Genomic DNA, 14,323 nt, shown 5'->3' with positions numbered 1-14,323 from the left:
GGAGGAAATGTCATGCATCTGATGACCAAGCTGATCCTGGGCGGCGGCGCGATGGTGTCGCTCGCGGGCGGCGCACTGGCGGCGGACAAGGCCGGCGTCCACACGGCGGAGATCCCGCTCGGCAACGGACAGGTCGCCACGGTGCGCTATGTCGGCGACGTGCCGCCAAAGATCAGGATCGTGCCGGTGGAGCGGGTCGCCGTGTCGGTCGCGCTGGTGGATCCGGGCTTTGCGACATTCGACCGGATGGTGGCGGAGATGAACGCGCGTCGTGATGCCATGCTGCGCCAGGTTGCGGCGATGGCCGCGCAGGCGCCGGCCGCGGGCGCAAGCCGGGTTTCGCTCCGGCAACTGCCGGCCGGGACCGTCAGCTATTCCTTTGTCTCCACCACGGGCGCCGATGGTTGCACGCGCACGGTGCGCACCAGCTACACCGCCGGCCAGCCGCAGCCACAGGTGATCAGGCAGCAGTCCGCCGGCTGCCGCGCGACAGACCGGGCGCCGACGCCTGCGGCCGCACCGGGAACCTCCGCCCCGGCGAAGGTGACGCCGGTGGCCGCGCCGGTGGCGGCAAAGAAGCCGTTCGATCCCAGGACGATCTGATCGGCAGCATAGGAACAAGGGGAGGGCGGCCTTGCGGGGCCGCCCTTTTCTTTTGTGGCCCGCCCGGTAAAGCCGTGCCCCATGACCGAGCTGCCCAAGACCTTCGACCCCGCCGCGATCGAAACCCGCTGGTACACGCATTGGGAAGAGACCGGGCAGTTCCGCCCCGACCGGCCGGGCGCCGAGCCCTGGACGATCGTCAACCCGCCGCCCAACGTCACCGGCTCGCTGCATATCGGCCACGCGCTGGACAACACGCTGCAGGACATTCTCGTCCGCCATGCCCGGTTGAAGGGCAAGGACGCGCTGTGGGTCGTCGGCACCGACCATGCCGGCATCGCCACGCAGATGGTGGTGGAGCGGCAGATGGCGCAGCGCCAGCAGAAGCGCACCGACTTCACCCGCGACGAGTTCGTTGCCAAGGTGTGGGAGTGGAAGGCGGAGAGCGGCGGGCAGATCACGCAGCAGCTGCGCCGGCTCGGCTGCTCGATGGACTGGGCGAACGAGCGCTTCACCATGGACGAGGGCTTCAGCCGCGCCGTGCTGAAAGTGTTCGTGGACCTCCACGCGCAAGGCCTGCTGTACCGCGACAAGCGGCTGGTGAACTGGGACCCGGGCCTGGGCACGGCGATCAGCGACCTGGAGGTCGAGACGCGCGAGGTGAACGGCAAGTTCTGGCACCTGCGCTATCCGCTGGCCGACGGATCCGGCACGATCGAGGTGGCGACCACCCGGCCCGAGACGATGCTGGCCGACATGGCGGTGGCGGTGAACCCGGCGGACGCACGCTACCAGGCGCTGATCGGCAAGGAGATCCGGCTGCCGATCACCGGTCGCCTGATCCGCATCGTGGCGGACGAGCATGCCGATCCGGAGCTCGGCTCGGGCGCGGTGAAGATCACGCCGGGGCATGACTTCAATGACTTCGAAGTCGGCCGCCGTGCCGGGATCGAGGCGCGCGACATGCTCAACATGCTCGATGGCGCAGCGGCGATCTGCCAGACGGCGGACGGGCTGGTCCCGGCCGACCTGATCGGGCTCGACCGGTTCGAGGCGCGGCAGCGGGTCGTGCAGATGCTGGAAGAGGACGGCGTCCTCGTCCGCGTCGAGGATCGCGTGATCCAGACGCCCTATGGCGACCGCTCGGGCGTGGTGATCGAGCCGTGGCTCACCGATCAATGGTATGTCGATGCTGCCACGCTGGCGCAGCGGCCGATTGAGGCGGTGCGATCGGGCGCGATCAAGATCGTGCCGAAGAGCTGGGAGAAGACCTTCTTTAACTGGATGGAGAACATCCAGCCCTGGTGCGTCTCGCGGCAATTGTGGTGGGGCCATCGCATCCCGGCCTGGTTCGGCGACGACGGCAAGACCTATGTCGCGCTGACCGAGGCGGAGGCGCAGGCGCAGGCGGGCGAGGGTGTGGCATTGCAGCAGGACCCCGACGTGCTCGACACGTGGTTCTCGTCAGCGCTGTGGCCGTTCGCCACCCTGGGATGGCCGGACGAGTCCGATCCGACGCTCGGCGGGCGCTACCCCAACGACGTGCTGATCTCCGGCTTCGACATCCTGTTTTTCTGGGATGCCCGCATGATGATGCAGGGCATGCAGTTCATGAACGAAGTGCCGTTCAAGACGCTGTACCTCCATGGACTGGTGCGTGCGGCCGATGGCGCGAAGATGTCCAAGTCCAAGGGCAATACGGTCGATCCGCTGGGGCTGATCGACCGCTACGGCGCCGACGCGCTGCGCTTCTTCATGGCGGCGATGGAAAGCCAGGGCCGCGACATCAAGATGGATGAGAAGCGGGTCGAGGGCTATCGCAACTTCGCGACCAAGCTATGGAACGCCAGCCGCTTCTGCCAGGCCAACGGCATCGGCGGCTCGGCGACGCTCGATGCGCCGGAGGCCGCCCATGCGGTGAACAAATGGATCATCGCGGAAACGATCGCGACGGTGCAGGCGGTGGATCTGGCGCTCGCCGACCTGCGCTTCGATGGTGCGGCGAACGCGATCTACCAGTTCGTCTGGAGCCGTTTCTGCGACTGGTATCTGGAGCTCATCAAGGGGTCGATCGACGAGGAGACGAAGGCGGTGGCCGGCTGGGTGCTGGACCAGATCCTCGTCCTGCTCCACCCGTTCATGCCGTTCATCACCGAGGAGCTGTGGCATGCCCTCAGCCCCCGCGACCATGACCTGATCGTCGCGGCCTGGCCCAGCGCCGATGCCCGCAGCCTCGACCCCGAAGCGAGCCGCGAGATCGACTGGCTGATCCGCCTGGTGAGCGAGGTGCGTTCCAGCCGCACCGAACTGAACGTGCCCCCGGGTGCGCGGCTGGGCTACCAGGTGCGGGACGCCAGGCCGGAGACGCGCGCCCGACTGGAACGTCAGGCGGCCGTGATCGCGCGCCTGGCACGGATCGATCCGGCGCCGGCGACGGATGAAGGCGGCGCGGTGCAGGTGGTGGTGGACGAGGCGACGTTCGTGTTGCCGCTGGAGGGCGTCATCGACCTTGCCGCCGAGCGCGCGCGCCTCGCCAAGGCGATCGCGGCGGCGGAGAAGGAGCGGGATGCGCTGGCAGGTCGGCTCGGCAACGCCAGCTTCGTGGAACGTGCCAAGCCCGAGGCGGTGGAAAAGGCGCGGGCGGATCACGCCGAGAAGTCGGCGGAAGCGGAGCGGCTGTCGGCGGCCCTGGCCCGGCTCGGCTGACCCCGTGCAGGGCCGGAGCGGGATCAGCGGCCCCGGCCGCCCCGCTTCTTGCCGCCGCGCTCGATCGGCGGGAGCCCCGTCTGGATGGTCAGCAGTTCGGCGCGACTAAGCACGCCATCCTTGTCCTTGTCGAAGCGGGTAAAGGTCTCGGCGAGGTTCGCCTGAAGCTCTGCCAGGGTGATGCGGTCGTCATGGTCGCTGTCGATCGAGAACGGCGAGGGCAGGGCATTGCGGCTGCCCAGCCAACGCTCCGCCCAATCCGCGAAATCAATAAAGCCCAACGACCCGCGCTTGCTCGCATCCGCACCGGCGAAGGTCCGCGCGACGCACGCGGTCGCTTCGGCGCGGGTGGTGCGGCCATCGCTATCGGCATCGCATGCGGCCAGGAACATGGCGACCGGTTCGACGATGATCGTGGCCGGCGGCTGCTGGCCCGGCTGTGCAGAGGGCGAGTGCGGGCTTTGCTGCGCGGCGAGAAGGAGGGAAAGCAGGATCATCGCGCCAGCCTAGGGCAGCAGCAGCGATGCGTCACCATAACTGTAGAACCGGTACTCCTTCGCGATCGCATGGGCGTACGCCGCCTGCATCCGCTCCAGCCCCATCAGCGCCGAGACCAGCATGAACAGGGTCGAGCGCGGGAGGTGGAAATTGGTCATTAGGCCGTCCACACCGCGGAAGGTGTAGCCCGGCGTGATGAAGATGGCGGTGTCGCCTTCGAACGGGGCGATGAGGCGGTCCGGCGTGGCGGCGCTTTCGAGAAGTCGCAGGCTGGTGGTGCCCACGGCGACGATGCGGCCGCCGCGGGCGCGCACGGCGTTGAGCCGCTCGGCGGTGGCAGCGTCGATGCGGCCCCATTCGGCGTGCATGCGGTGGTCCGCCGTGTCGTCTGCCTTGACCGGCAGGAAGGTGCCGGCGCCGACATGCAGGGTGAGCGTTTCGTGGCCGATGCCGGCCTCGATCAGTGCCTCCAGCAGCGCCGGCGTGAAATGAAGCGCCGCGGTGGGGGCGGCAACGGCGCCCTCCTCCCGGGCGAACATCGTCTGGTAGTCGTCGCGGTCCTGCGCGTCGGGCGCGCGCTTGCCGGCGATATACGGCGGCAGGGGCATGGTGCCGGCTCGTTGCAGCAGCAGTTCGACCGGTTCGTCGCCAGCGAAATCCAGCGCGATGCTGCCATCCTCCTGCCGGTCGGATGCGATCGCCGAAACGCCGGCACCGAACGCGATCTCGTCGCCCTCGCGCACGCGCTTGGCGTTGCGGACAAAGGCACGCCAGCGACGCGGGCCTTCGCGCTTGTGCAGGGTGGCGCCGATCCGCGCCTCGCCGCGCCGGCCTTCGAGCTGCGCAGGGATCACTCGCGTATCGTTGAACACCAGGCAATCGCCGGCGCGGAGCTGCCGCGGCAGATCGGACACGTGCAGGTCGCGCGTGCCGGTGCCGTCGAGAACAAGCAGGCGCGCGGCATCGCGCGGCACCGCCGGGCGAAGCGCGATGCGCTCCGCCGGCAGCACGAAATCGAACAGATCGACCTGCAAGCGCTTACTTCTTCGCCGGGGCCTTCTTGAGCAGCGGCTTGGCGACGCCACGCTGGGTAGCCGGCTTGCTGGGCGGCAACTCGGTCAGCGGGGCGGCAGCCGGCGGCGGCGGGGCGTAAGCGGGAGGATTGTCGGCCGCCACATAGGCGTGGACGATCTTGGTCGGGTTCGCCGGCGGTTCGCCGCGTTCGATCTGATCGACATAGGGCATGCCGCCTATCACCCGGCCGAAGATCGTGTACTTCTTGTCCAGGGTCAGGTTCGGCATGAGCATGATGAAGAACTGGCTGTTGGCCCCGTTCTTCGCCGCGTCGATCTGCTCCTGGCTCGCGCCCTCGCCGGCGCTCGGACGAGCCGCCGCCACCGCGCCGCGGACATGCGGCAGGTAGTTGTACTCGGCAGGGACGTTGGGAAGCGTGGAGCCGCCGGTGCCGTCGCCCTTGGGATCGCCGCCCTGTGCCATGAAGCCTTCGATCACGCGGTGAAAGGCCAGGCCGTCATAGAAACGCTGACGGACAAGCGTCTTGAACTGGGTGACCATCTTGGGTGCAACATCGGGGCGCAGCCAGATGGTGACGCGCCCGCCGTCGGACAGGTCGAGATAGACGAGGTTCTCGGGATCGGTCTGCGACGGCGCGGCGGCGCGACCGTTCATCTGCTCGTTGATGACCTGCGCGCCGGCAGGGGCGGTCAGCGTGGCAAGGGTCATCGCGACCAGACTGGCAATCAGACGCATTCGTTTCCTCGGATCAGCAGGCACCCGCAGTGGCGGGAAAGCAAGGCGCTATTAGGGCAGATGCGGGCTTGCGACAAACTGAACGTGAAAAGGGCGGCCTCGCTGGTGCGGGACCGCCCTTTGTCATAGGCCTGGAGCGCCACGCCGTCAGACATCGCCGGCTGCGCCGGTGCTGCTGCCCGCCGTGGCGAGATCGTGGATTGCCGCAGGCAATCCACGTCCGCCCGCTTAGCGCTTGGAGAACTGGAACGAACGACGGGCCTTGGCGCGGCCGTACTTCTTGCGCTCCACCGCGCGGCTGTCGCGGGTGAGGAAGCCGGCGGCCTTCACCGGCGCACGCAGCGCGGGCTCGTACTTGGTCAGCGCCTGGCTGATGCCGTGCTTCACCGCACCGGCTTGGCCGGAGAGCCCGCCGCCCTTCACGGTGGCGATCACGTCATACTGGCCCTCGCGGCTGGTGATGCCGAACACCTGGTTGATGACGAGGCGCAGCGTGGGGCGGGCGAAATACACTTCCTGGTCACGGCCGTTGACCGTGATCTTGCCGGTGCCGGGCTTCAGCCACACACGGGCAACCGCATCCTTGCGGCGGCCGGTGGCATAGGCGCGGCCATAGGCGTCGAGCTCCTGCTCGCGCAGCGGGGCGCGCTGCACCGGCTCGTCGACCTGACCGGAAAGGTAGGCGTCGGCCGAGGCATCGGACTGGGCGACGGCCGCTTCGCGCTGCTGCTCGAGCGCGGCGCCGAGATCAGAAAGGGACTGGCGGTTGTCGGACATTATGCGCCCACCTTGTTCTTGCGGTTCATGCTCGCGATGTCGAGCACTTCGGGATTCTGCGCGGCGTGCGGATGCTCCGAGCCGGCGAAGATGCGCAGGTTGCGCATCTGCTGACGGCCCAGCGGGCCACGCGGGATCATGCGCTCCACGGCCTTTTCGAGGACGCGCTCCGGAAAGCGGCCTTCCAGCACCTTCTCGGCGGTGACGCCCTTGATACCGCCGGCATAGCCGGTGTGCTTGTAATAGACCTTCTGCGCGGTCTTGTTGCCGGTGAAGCGAACCTTCTCGGCATTGATGACGATCACGTTGTCACCGCAGTCGACGTGCGGGGTGAACGACGTCTTGTGCTTGCCGCGCAGCACGTTGGCGATGATCGTCGCAGCGCGGCCGACCACCAGGCCCTCCGCATCGACGATGTGCCACTTCTTCTCCACCTCATGCGGCTTGGCCGACTTGGTGGTCTTCATCAGCGCCTTCATGGGCCTTGGACCTCTTCGTTAAACGACGCGCGCCGCCCGGACGAGGGGCGGCGCGAACGGGGGTGCATTGCGGCAGCGGGCCTGCAAAGTCAAGCTTTCCGCCACTTTCCTGACGGGTATCATGATACCGTAAGCTCGTTCCGGGTAGTCGTGACCGTCTCGAGCGCGGTGCCCGTGGCGCCGTTCACCGCCATGCGCGTCGTCTCCTCGCTGTGGCGGAGAAGGCCGGTTGCGGGATCGAACAGCCGTTCGCGCGACACGCTGCCGCTGCCGTTGCCCAGCGGGGTGGAGATCGAACCGGCCGCCTGGGTCGTGACCGCGAGCGCCTCCGGCGTGCGCACGAACGTCTCCGTCCCGTCCACCGGGAGCGGCGCTCCTGCGAGCGGCACCTTGACCGGGCTGGTGCCGGTTGCCGCCGGCAGATCGGGCGCAATGGCGGGCAGGAGGAGGGAGGCCAGGGCGGTGAGTTGCCGCTCCGGCGGAAAGGCCCGGAGCGGATTCGTGCCCGTTCCGTCCAGACCGGCGGCCTGCGCTTCCCAATGGCCGGCCAGATCGTCGAGCGAGAGCACATGGCCGCTCGCGTCGAGACGAAAGCGCAGCGTGCGACCGAGCAGACCCGCCTGGCTGACGCGATACCGCTCCGCCGTCTTCCCCTCGGGCTCCGCGGCGACGCGGTCCAGCGTGAGTTCGGCAACGAAGCGGGCGCCATCCGGCCGGAACACCAGCCGGCGTTCGGCAACGAAGCGCAGATGCGCGGGCCCGATCTGCCGATCCTGTGTGGTCCGGAGGCGCAAGACGCGTCCGGTCGGCGGGGCGAAGCGTCGCCCGGGCAGTGGGGCCGGTGCGTTGATCGCGGCGGGCGGCGCTGCCTGCGCGATCATGCGCGCTGGCGGCCGATCGCATGCGCGCTGGCGACGGCGGCGATCAGCAACAGCGCCGCGTTCGCCTGATGCGCCACCGCAACGGCGATCTGCACGCCGGTGAGCAGGGTGGCGATGCCGAGCAGGATCTGCAAGGTCACCAGCCCATGCACCGCCATGCCGGCCTGCCGGGCGCCGGCCTTCATTGCACGAATGCCGAGGACGATCAGCGCCACGGCCGAGGGAAACGCCCACCAGCGGTGAAGAAACTGCACGACTATCGGGTTGTCCACCGCATTGAGCCAGCCCGGGCTGAGCATCGGAACACCGGCGGGGAACAGCGCATCGCCCATCAGCGGCCAGCTCGAAAAGGCATAGCCCGCGTCCAGCCCCGCGGTGAACGCGCCGAGCACGAGCTGCACCGCCAGCATCAGCAGGGCAATGGCGGCAACCGGGCGCAGCCGTGCCGGCCCGGCCGTCGGATCGCGCGCGAGCGCCAGCAGATCCAGGGCGGTCCACACGATGCCGGCCAGCGTGACCAAGGCGGTCATCAGGTGCACGGCAAGGCGGATATGGCTGACGTCGGTGCGAACGGCGAGGCCTGACTTCACCATCCACCAGCCGATCGCGCCCTGCAATCCGCCCAGCGCGAGCAGCGCGACCAGCCGCCAGCCATAACCGCGCGGGATCGCTCGGCGTATCGAGAACCAGATCAGCGGCAGCGCGAACGCGGCGCCGATCGTGCGGGCAAGCGCACGGTGGAGATATTCCCAGAAGAAGATCGCCTTGAACCCGGCCAGCGTCATGCCGCGGTTGAGCTGCTGATATTCCGGAATCCGCTGATAGTTCCCGAATTCGGCCTGCCACTGCGCTTCGGTCAGCGGGGGCACGATGCCGGTCAGCGGCTTCCATTCGGTGATGGAAAGCCCGGAGTTGGTGAGCCGGGTGATGCCGCCGACCACCACGATGGCCACGATCATGCCGGCGACCACCAGCAGCCAGCGCGCAACCGAGCGCGGGCGGGCAGTGGCGGGCACGAGAATCCTTTCCTGAAGCATGCATGGGGCGTTACTCCTCCTCCGCGGCAGCGCCAAGCACGGCTTGCCGGAAGAAGGGGAGGGAAGGCGCGATGACGTTCCTGTTGGCCATGCTGATCCAGGCCGCGGCACCCGTACCTGGCCAGGAAGCGCAGCCCCAGCCGCTTCCGCCGCTTCATGGCGGGCCCGCGCCGATGACCTGCCCGGTGGGCGGCGAGTCGTTCAGCGCGTGGCAGCCAGGCGCCTGGAGCACCTATGGCGAGCGGCCGGACGGAAGGCCGTACAGCTACCTGCCGATGCCTTTCCCGGTGCCCGAATGCCCGGGCAACAAGCTGGTGGTGTTCGACAAGTTCAGCGCAGAAGAAATCGCGCAGCTGCCCGAACTGCTCCGGTCGGAGGAATATCGGCGCCTCGTGGTCGAGGACACCGCTTATTATCGCGCCGCGTGGCTGGCGGCCAGGCTCGGTCGTTCCGCGAAGGAGTCGCTTGGCCTGCTGCTCACGGCATCGTGGGAGGGCAAGGATGACCTGCGTGCGACCGACACGGCCGCGCGGGCGAGGGAGCGGGCGGTGCGGTACAATGCGGAGTTTGCGCGCCGTGTGGCCGCCCTCCCCGCCAGCGAGAGGGAGGTGTGGATGGACGCGCGTGCCGTTAACGCCTTGCGGGAGGCAGGGCGGTTCGGCGCCGCCGAGTCGTTGCGAATGGTGACCTTGCGCCAATATTCGGTGGCGGCGCGGGGAAACTGGACGGCCTATCTCGAGCGGCTGGCCGGCCCGATCGCCCGCCGGGACCGCTCGCCCGAACCGCTCGACGCCGTGCCCCCGCAACAGGTGGCGTTTCTTTGCATAAGCCGGGAGGGTTCGCTCAACAGCTTCGACGCGGCGTTCTGCGCCAGGCCCGAACATGCCGATGACATCGCCCGCATTCGAGCGCAGCGCGCCAAAATGCAGCACAACTGAGAATGTGATATTGTAACGTCGCGCCTACCGGCCTACATGGCGTCCAGCGATGAGCAGCACCTCAGGCCTTTTCCCGCGTAGCAGCCTCCTTGCCCGGTTCGACCGCTGGGCGATCGGGTTGTCGGGTCTGTGCGCGGTGCACTGCCTGGCGACGTCGGTGCTGCTGGCGCTGATGTCCACGGCAGGTGGTGCGCTGCTCAATCCGCTGTTCCACGAGATCGGGCTGACTCTGGCGATCGTGCTGGGGGTGGTGGCGCTTGGCCGTGGCATCCTGGACCATGGCTACATGATGCCGGCGGCCGTGGGCGCGCTGGGGCTGGGTATCATGGCGGGCGCGCTCAGCCTGCCGCATGGCTTCGGCAACGAAACCGTCTGGACGCTGGTCGGCGTGGGCCTCCTCGCGCTGGGCCACGACCTCAACCGGCGCGCCACCACCTGAGCGGGTTGCCCGCACGGGCAGCAGCACCTACCTTGAGCCGCATCATGGCGCACGCACACCATCATCATGACGAGCCGCAGGGCGCCGAGCTCTCCCGCGTGGCGCAGGCGACGCTGGAGCGCTCGGGCGAGCAATGGACGGCGATGCGTGCGCAGATCTTCGAGGCGCTTGCCGCCTTTGACCGGCCCGCCTCGGCCTATGACATCGCGGAGGCGGTTTCCAATGCGCAGGGTCGGCGGGTGGCCGCCAACAGCGTGTACCGCATCCTTGACCTGTTCGTCGGCGCCAATCTCGCGCGACGGGTGGAAAGTGCCAACGCTTATGTCGCGAATGCCCATCCGGATTGCCTGCACGACTGCATCTTCCTGGTCTGCGACGCCTGCGGGCAGACCACGCATATCGATGACGACCGCCTTACGGCTGGCGTGCGGTCGGCGGCGCAGGCCGCGGGCTTCGCGGCCGAGCGGCCAGTGATCGAGGTGCGCGGGCGGTGCGCCGCGTGCGGCAAGGCTTGAGCGGGTACCTGCGCTCAGTACGCGATATTCACGGGGTCTTCGCTGGGCCTGCATCGGTAACGCGGTGCAAGGGAGGCGAGCGCGGGGCGCGCGCGGCGCGTTCCTGCGCGTGTTATGGTTTCGGGCGCATCAGCCTGCCGACGGTCCGGCGACCTAGCGGCGGCGGATCGGCCTGGACAGGAACAGCGCCGGTTCTTGCCCGGCTGCGCTTTCGTCGTTGAACGCGAAGATCGCGGTGGGTGTCGGCACCCGATCCAAGAGGCAACTGCCTGCCGCGACCTCCGACCCGAAGCGGTCATCGCCCGGTACCATCGGCCCGGTGGTGGCCCTTGCCCGCGATGTCGAGTATGCCCGTGCGGCATGCCGCCGGCTGTTTCTCGGTCGTGCCCGGCATGACGATGCTACCATCGCCCCTTGGCGGCGGCTTGATCCTGAGCCCACCATCCCCGAGATCATGCGCAACAACCCGATCCGGCCAGTCGCTGCCGTGGATCTGACACGTTCAGGACGAAGGACATGAGCTTGAATGACGGACACGAGGCCGCAGCGGCCATGGCGCATTCGGAAGCCGCCGACATTGCGGCACGCTTGGTTGCCGCGCGACGCGCCGCGCAAGGCCTGGGCGCTTATCCCGGCACGGCGCCGCGGACGCTCGCGGAAGGCTATGCCATTCAGGCACTGGCGATCGACCTGCGCGGCGGCGAGATCGGCGGGTGGAAGATCGGCCGCATTGCCGATCCGCTGGTGGCCGACATGGGCGCGAACCGACTCGCCGGGCCGATCTTCGCGGACCGGATCGTCACGGCCGGAGAATCCGGCAGCGCGGAGATGTCGGTGATCGCCGACGGGTTCGGCGCGGCGGAGGCGGAGTTCCTCCTCCAACTGGGCGATCTTCCGACGACCCTTGCTGGCGAGTGGACCATCGAGCGGGCGCGGTCGGTGGTTCGGCGTGTCGCGATCGGCATCGAGATCGCCAGCTCTCCGCTGAGGGCGATCAACGATCTCGGGCCGGCCGTGACCGTTTCCGATTTCGGCAACAACAACGGGCTGCTGATCGGCCCGGAACTGGAGGCGACCCGCGCCGACATGCTGGACGCCATCGATGTGCGCCTGACGATCGACGGCGAGCTTGCCGGTCAGGCGACAACCGCCACCATGCTCGACGGCCCCTATGGCGCGGTGCGCTTCCTGCTCGAGCTTGCCGGGAGGATCGGCCTTCCCGTGCGGGCGGGGCAATGGATCTCGACCGGCGCGGTGACCGGCGTTCACAGGATCGCGCCGGGGTCGCAGGCCACCGCCTGGTTCGACGATGCGCAGATCACCGCCACCATCGTCGCCGTGCCCGGCGCGCGGTAGGAACTGGTGCACGCCAAGCGGTGACCTCTCAGCGAAGCGGCTCCGGCAAAGGAGCACGCCCCGGCCGCCCGCGTGTCAGGAAGCCGCGGGCGGACCTTCGCCATCCTCACCCCAGTGGCGGCACTTGGACGTCTGGCCGATCCTCGGGTTCAAGCTGTTGGTGGGATCAAGCGACCGGTAGTGCCGTACGAGCGCGGGTTTGGCGGGATACAGGTGGCCGACATTGTGTTCGGCCGGATATTCGGCGCCGCGTTCGTCGAGGATCGCCCACATGGCATGTTCGATCTCGATCGGATCGGCCCCGCGCTTCACCAGATAGTCCTGATGGAACACGTGGCAGAAGAAGTGGCCATAATAAAGGCGGTGAACGAGCTTGTCGGCGATCGTCGGCGGTAGCTCTTCCACCCACCGGCGCTCGTTGCGCGGCAGCGCGATGTCGAGCGCCACCAGATCGGCGACCTCCTCGCGGTGCACCGCACGGTACCGGGTCGCCGCCCCGGCCATGGCGAAGCGGTGCAGAAAGGCCTTCCGACCCTCGTCGCAAGTGCATTCGAAGAAGTCTCCGGTCGCCGATGGAAACGCACTGGCCAGATAACGGCGCGCTTCTCCTATCCCGCCGCCGTTCATGCGAAGCACGAGATGATGCTCGAAGCGGTCGCGGAACTCGTACAGGCGCGCGGGAAGATGGCGGGGGAACAGCCCCGTCACCGCCTGCAGCAGCCGGTCGGAGGCGTTCGAGGGCAGGAACCGCACCTTGGCGCAGAAACCGTCCAGCCAGTCCTTGAACGCAAAGAGCAGGGGTAGCCGGGCGGTGCCGAGGTGACGAACGGCCAGGAAGGTATCCTTGCCGTATCGCTCCGCGATGTCGAAGGCATCCCGGTGAATGTACTCCGCCTGCGCCGGGAGTTCGGCAAAGGTGCCGAGCATGTGCCGGCGCAGTGCGGTCAGCTCCTCCGGATCATTGGTGCCGATGTAGAAATCCGTGCTTTCCTCGTCCTTGGCGAACGTATCGAGGCGAGCGGCGAGCAGCATGACCTTGCCCGCGGCGCCCGATGCCTCGAACAGGCGCTGGGGATCGGCATTGAAGCGTGCGGGCGTGTCGGCGTCGATCGCGCGCACATGGCCGAGGTAGTTGCTGTCCGAGCAGGCGCGCCCGGCGTCGTCGACGATGTCCTCCGGCGTGAAGGCGCCGGCCTCCAAGCGCCGGAGGATGGTTTCGGGATCGTCGCCGAGCCTGATGCCGAGATGGTTGACCAGCGTCACCTCGCCGTCCTCGCCGACCTGCGCGAACAGCGCCATCTGGGTGAAGGCCGGCCCACGCTGGAGAAGAGCGCCGCCGGAATTGTTTGCGATGCCTCCACAGACCGAGGCGCCGATGCACGATGAGCCGATCACCGAATGCGGCTCGCGGCCCACCTTCTGCAACTCCCGTTCGAGCTGAAACAGGGTGGCGCCGGGCAGGCAGAGAACCTGTCGTCCGTTCTTCAGCAGCATGACGCCCGCGACCCGTCGCGTGCTGACGATCACGATCTCGCGATCATAATCCTCGCCGTTCGGGGTGGAGCCGCCGGTGAGGCCGGTATTGGCTGCCTGCACGATGACGATCCGGTTCGCGGCGACACAGGCATGCAGCGTTTGCCACATCTCCAGGAGCGAGCCGGGACGAACGACGGCGACGGCCGGGCCGCTGCCGAAGCGGATGCCCCGGCGATAGCGGCGGGTGGCCGTCTCGCCGGTAAGCACGTAGCGCCGGCCGACGATGGCGACAAGATCGGCGAGGAACCGCGTCCGGTCGGTGGCTGACTGGACCATCCCGCGGCTCTACCGGGAAACGCCTGCTGCCGCGACCCTCGGCAAGGGCAGCGCGGTCATACCCGACGCGCGGTGGCGCGGCTGCCGAGCGCATCCAGCGCATCGGCATTGTCGCGGCCCCACGCGTAGATCAGCTCCACCGGCTCCACGAAGCGACGGCCAAGCGCGGTCAGCCTGTACTCCACCGCCGGTGGAACGGCGCTGTGCACGTGGCGGGTGAGCAGGCCTTCGTCCTCCATGTCCCGAAACGTCTGGGTCAGCATCTTCTTGGAGATGCCCGGCAGGCTGCGCAGAAGCACGCCGCTGCGCGCCGCGCCCGCATGACGCACATGCAGCGTATGCAGGACCATGCTGGTCCACTTGGTCGCGAACAGCGCCAGCACGCGGCGTGGCGCGCAATCCTCGCGCCATTCCTCATCGGGCGATCCGGGTCGCATCGCGGTGGGTACCTTCTGGTGCCTAGGTTCCTGATTGGTGCCGTCTAGAACGGCGCGGTGGCGCTGCCTAGCTCT

16 protein-coding genes are annotated in these 14,323 nt (G+C 68.3%); 7 read left to right on the top strand and 9 right to left on the bottom strand.

Going from position 1 to position 14,323, the window contains the following annotated elements; genetic code table 11:
- Positions 1-21 precede the first annotated feature (21 nt).
- Positions 22-603 (top strand): hypothetical protein, encoded by a 582-nt coding sequence (locus DVW87_RS01690; RefSeq protein ID WP_147276178.1) that lies wholly within the window; start codon positions 22-24, stop codon positions 601-603.
- An 81-nt stretch (positions 604-684) separates the two neighbouring features.
- Positions 685-3,309, top strand: coding sequence for a valine--tRNA ligase (locus DVW87_RS01685; RefSeq protein ID WP_114686039.1), 2,625 nt, complete (start codon positions 685-687; stop codon positions 3,307-3,309).
- Positions 3,310-3,332: 23 nt separating this feature from the next.
- Here DVW87_RS01685 and DVW87_RS01680 read toward each other — a convergent pair whose 3' ends face one another.
- The 7 genes from DVW87_RS01680 to DVW87_RS01650 all read right to left on the bottom strand — a co-directional run bounded on the left by DVW87_RS01680 (position 3,333) and on the right by DVW87_RS01650 (position 8,751).
- Positions 3,333-3,806, bottom strand: coding sequence for an EF-hand domain-containing protein (locus DVW87_RS01680; protein WP_114686038.1), 474 nt, complete (start codon positions 3,804-3,806; stop codon positions 3,333-3,335).
- Positions 3,807-3,815: 9 nt separating this feature from the next.
- The gene (queA, locus tag DVW87_RS01675) at positions 3,816-4,841 is read right to left on the bottom strand and encodes a tRNA preQ1(34) S-adenosylmethionine ribosyltransferase-isomerase QueA (RefSeq protein ID WP_114686037.1); all 1,026 of its coding nucleotides are present in this window, start codon (positions 4,839-4,841) and stop codon (positions 3,816-3,818) included.
- A gap of 4 nt (positions 4,842-4,845) precedes the next feature.
- Entirely contained in the window at positions 4,846-5,577 is a 732-nt protein-coding gene (locus tag DVW87_RS01670) for a peptidylprolyl isomerase (RefSeq protein WP_114686036.1), read from the bottom strand.
- A 228-nt stretch (positions 5,578-5,805) separates the two neighbouring features.
- A complete protein-coding gene (gene rpsI / locus DVW87_RS01665) occupies positions 5,806-6,354 on the bottom strand; it encodes a 30S ribosomal protein S9 (RefSeq protein WP_114686035.1) in 549 nt (182 codons plus the stop codon).
- Positions 6,354-6,833 carry a 50S ribosomal protein L13 gene (rplM, locus tag DVW87_RS01660; RefSeq protein ID WP_114686034.1) on the bottom strand — a complete coding sequence of 160 codons (480 nt, stop codon included), beginning with the start codon at positions 6,831-6,833 and terminating at the stop codon, positions 6,354-6,356. The genes rpsI and rplM overlap by 1 nt, the downstream gene beginning before the upstream one ends.
- 119 nt (positions 6,834-6,952) lie before the next feature.
- Complete coding sequence (locus DVW87_RS01655) at positions 6,953-7,627, bottom strand: hypothetical protein (protein ID WP_181814677.1); 675 nt, start codon at positions 7,625-7,627, stop codon at positions 6,953-6,955.
- An 83-nt stretch (positions 7,628-7,710) separates the two neighbouring features.
- On the bottom strand, positions 7,711-8,751 hold the full coding sequence (locus DVW87_RS01650) for a COX15/CtaA family protein (RefSeq protein ID WP_114686032.1): 1,041 nt from the start codon (positions 8,749-8,751) through the stop codon (positions 7,711-7,713).
- Between the two features lie 71 nt (positions 8,752-8,822).
- Between DVW87_RS01650 and DVW87_RS01645 the strand changes: the two genes are divergently transcribed.
- The 5 genes from DVW87_RS01645 to DVW87_RS01630 all read left to right on the top strand — a co-directional run bounded on the left by DVW87_RS01645 (position 8,823) and on the right by DVW87_RS01630 (position 11,999).
- The gene (locus DVW87_RS01645) at positions 8,823-9,689 is read left to right on the top strand and encodes a hypothetical protein (RefSeq protein WP_114686031.1); all 867 of its coding nucleotides are present in this window, start codon (positions 8,823-8,825) and stop codon (positions 9,687-9,689) included.
- 49 nt (positions 9,690-9,738) lie between these two features.
- The gene (locus DVW87_RS01640; protein ID WP_114686030.1) at positions 9,739-10,128 is read left to right on the top strand and encodes a MerC domain-containing protein; all 390 of its coding nucleotides are present in this window, start codon (positions 9,739-9,741) and stop codon (positions 10,126-10,128) included.
- 44 nt (positions 10,129-10,172) lie between these two features.
- Complete coding sequence (locus DVW87_RS01635) at positions 10,173-10,643, top strand: Fur family transcriptional regulator (RefSeq protein WP_114686029.1); 471 nt, start codon at positions 10,173-10,175, stop codon at positions 10,641-10,643.
- Positions 10,644-10,860: 217 nt separating this feature from the next.
- Positions 10,861-11,163: a hypothetical protein gene (locus DVW87_RS17670; protein ID WP_147276177.1), complete on the top strand. Its 303-nt coding sequence runs from the start codon at positions 10,861-10,863 to the stop codon at positions 11,161-11,163.
- A complete protein-coding gene (locus DVW87_RS01630; RefSeq protein WP_239017711.1) occupies positions 11,160-11,999 on the top strand; it encodes a 2-keto-4-pentenoate hydratase in 840 nt (279 codons plus the stop codon). Before DVW87_RS17670 ends, DVW87_RS01630 begins: the two co-directional genes overlap by 4 nt.
- Before the next feature lie 75 nt (positions 12,000-12,074).
- Here the strand turns inward: DVW87_RS01630 and dld are convergent, their stop codons facing one another.
- Together dld and DVW87_RS01620 are read right to left on the bottom strand one after the other, a co-directional pair.
- Positions 12,075-13,811 carry a D-lactate dehydrogenase gene (gene dld / locus DVW87_RS01625; protein ID WP_114686027.1) on the bottom strand — a complete coding sequence of 579 codons (1,737 nt, stop codon included), beginning with the start codon at positions 13,809-13,811 and terminating at the stop codon, positions 12,075-12,077.
- A gap of 56 nt (positions 13,812-13,867) precedes the next feature.
- Positions 13,868-14,248: a winged helix-turn-helix transcriptional regulator gene (locus DVW87_RS01620; RefSeq protein ID WP_114686026.1), complete on the bottom strand. Its 381-nt coding sequence runs from the start codon at positions 14,246-14,248 to the stop codon at positions 13,868-13,870.
- Positions 14,249-14,323: the final 75 nt, after the last annotated feature.

Source organism: Sphingomonas aracearum (genome assembly GCF_003345355.1).
In the GTDB taxonomy this organism is placed as follows: domain Bacteria; phylum Pseudomonadota; class Alphaproteobacteria; order Sphingomonadales; family Sphingomonadaceae; genus Sphingomonas; species Sphingomonas aracearum.
Note: the sequence above shows the minus strand (reverse complement) of the source record. Positions and strands in the feature narration are given on the sequence as shown.

Coding starts and splice junctions, on each gene's coding strand:
- DVW87_RS01620 (WP_114686026.1), bottom strand. CDS start 14,248: ATGCGACCCGGATCGCCCGATGAGGAATGGCGCGAGGATTGCGCGCCA.
- rplM (WP_114686034.1), bottom strand. CDS start 6,833: ATGAAGGCGCTGATGAAGACCACCAAGTCGGCCAAGCCGCATGAGGTG.
- DVW87_RS01680 (WP_114686038.1), bottom strand. CDS start 3,806: ATGATCCTGCTTTCCCTCCTTCTCGCCGCGCAGCAAAGCCCGCACTCG.
- dld (WP_114686027.1), bottom strand. CDS start 13,811: ATGGTCCAGTCAGCCACCGACCGGACGCGGTTCCTCGCCGATCTTGTC.
- rpsI (WP_114686035.1), bottom strand. CDS start 6,354: ATGTCCGACAACCGCCAGTCCCTTTCTGATCTCGGCGCCGCGCTCGAG.
- DVW87_RS01645 (WP_114686031.1), top strand. CDS start 8,823: ATGACGTTCCTGTTGGCCATGCTGATCCAGGCCGCGGCACCCGTACCT.
- DVW87_RS01640 (WP_114686030.1), top strand. CDS start 9,739: ATGAGCAGCACCTCAGGCCTTTTCCCGCGTAGCAGCCTCCTTGCCCGG.
- DVW87_RS01685 (WP_114686039.1), top strand. CDS start 685: ATGACCGAGCTGCCCAAGACCTTCGACCCCGCCGCGATCGAAACCCGC.
- DVW87_RS01650 (WP_114686032.1), bottom strand. CDS start 8,751: ATGCTTCAGGAAAGGATTCTCGTGCCCGCCACTGCCCGCCCGCGCTCG.
- DVW87_RS01635 (WP_114686029.1), top strand. CDS start 10,173: ATGGCGCACGCACACCATCATCATGACGAGCCGCAGGGCGCCGAGCTC.
- DVW87_RS01630 (WP_239017711.1), top strand. CDS start 11,160: ATGAGCTTGAATGACGGACACGAGGCCGCAGCGGCCATGGCGCATTCG.
- DVW87_RS01670 (WP_114686036.1), bottom strand. CDS start 5,577: ATGCGTCTGATTGCCAGTCTGGTCGCGATGACCCTTGCCACGCTGACC.
- DVW87_RS01690 (WP_147276178.1), top strand. CDS start 22: ATGACCAAGCTGATCCTGGGCGGCGGCGCGATGGTGTCGCTCGCGGGC.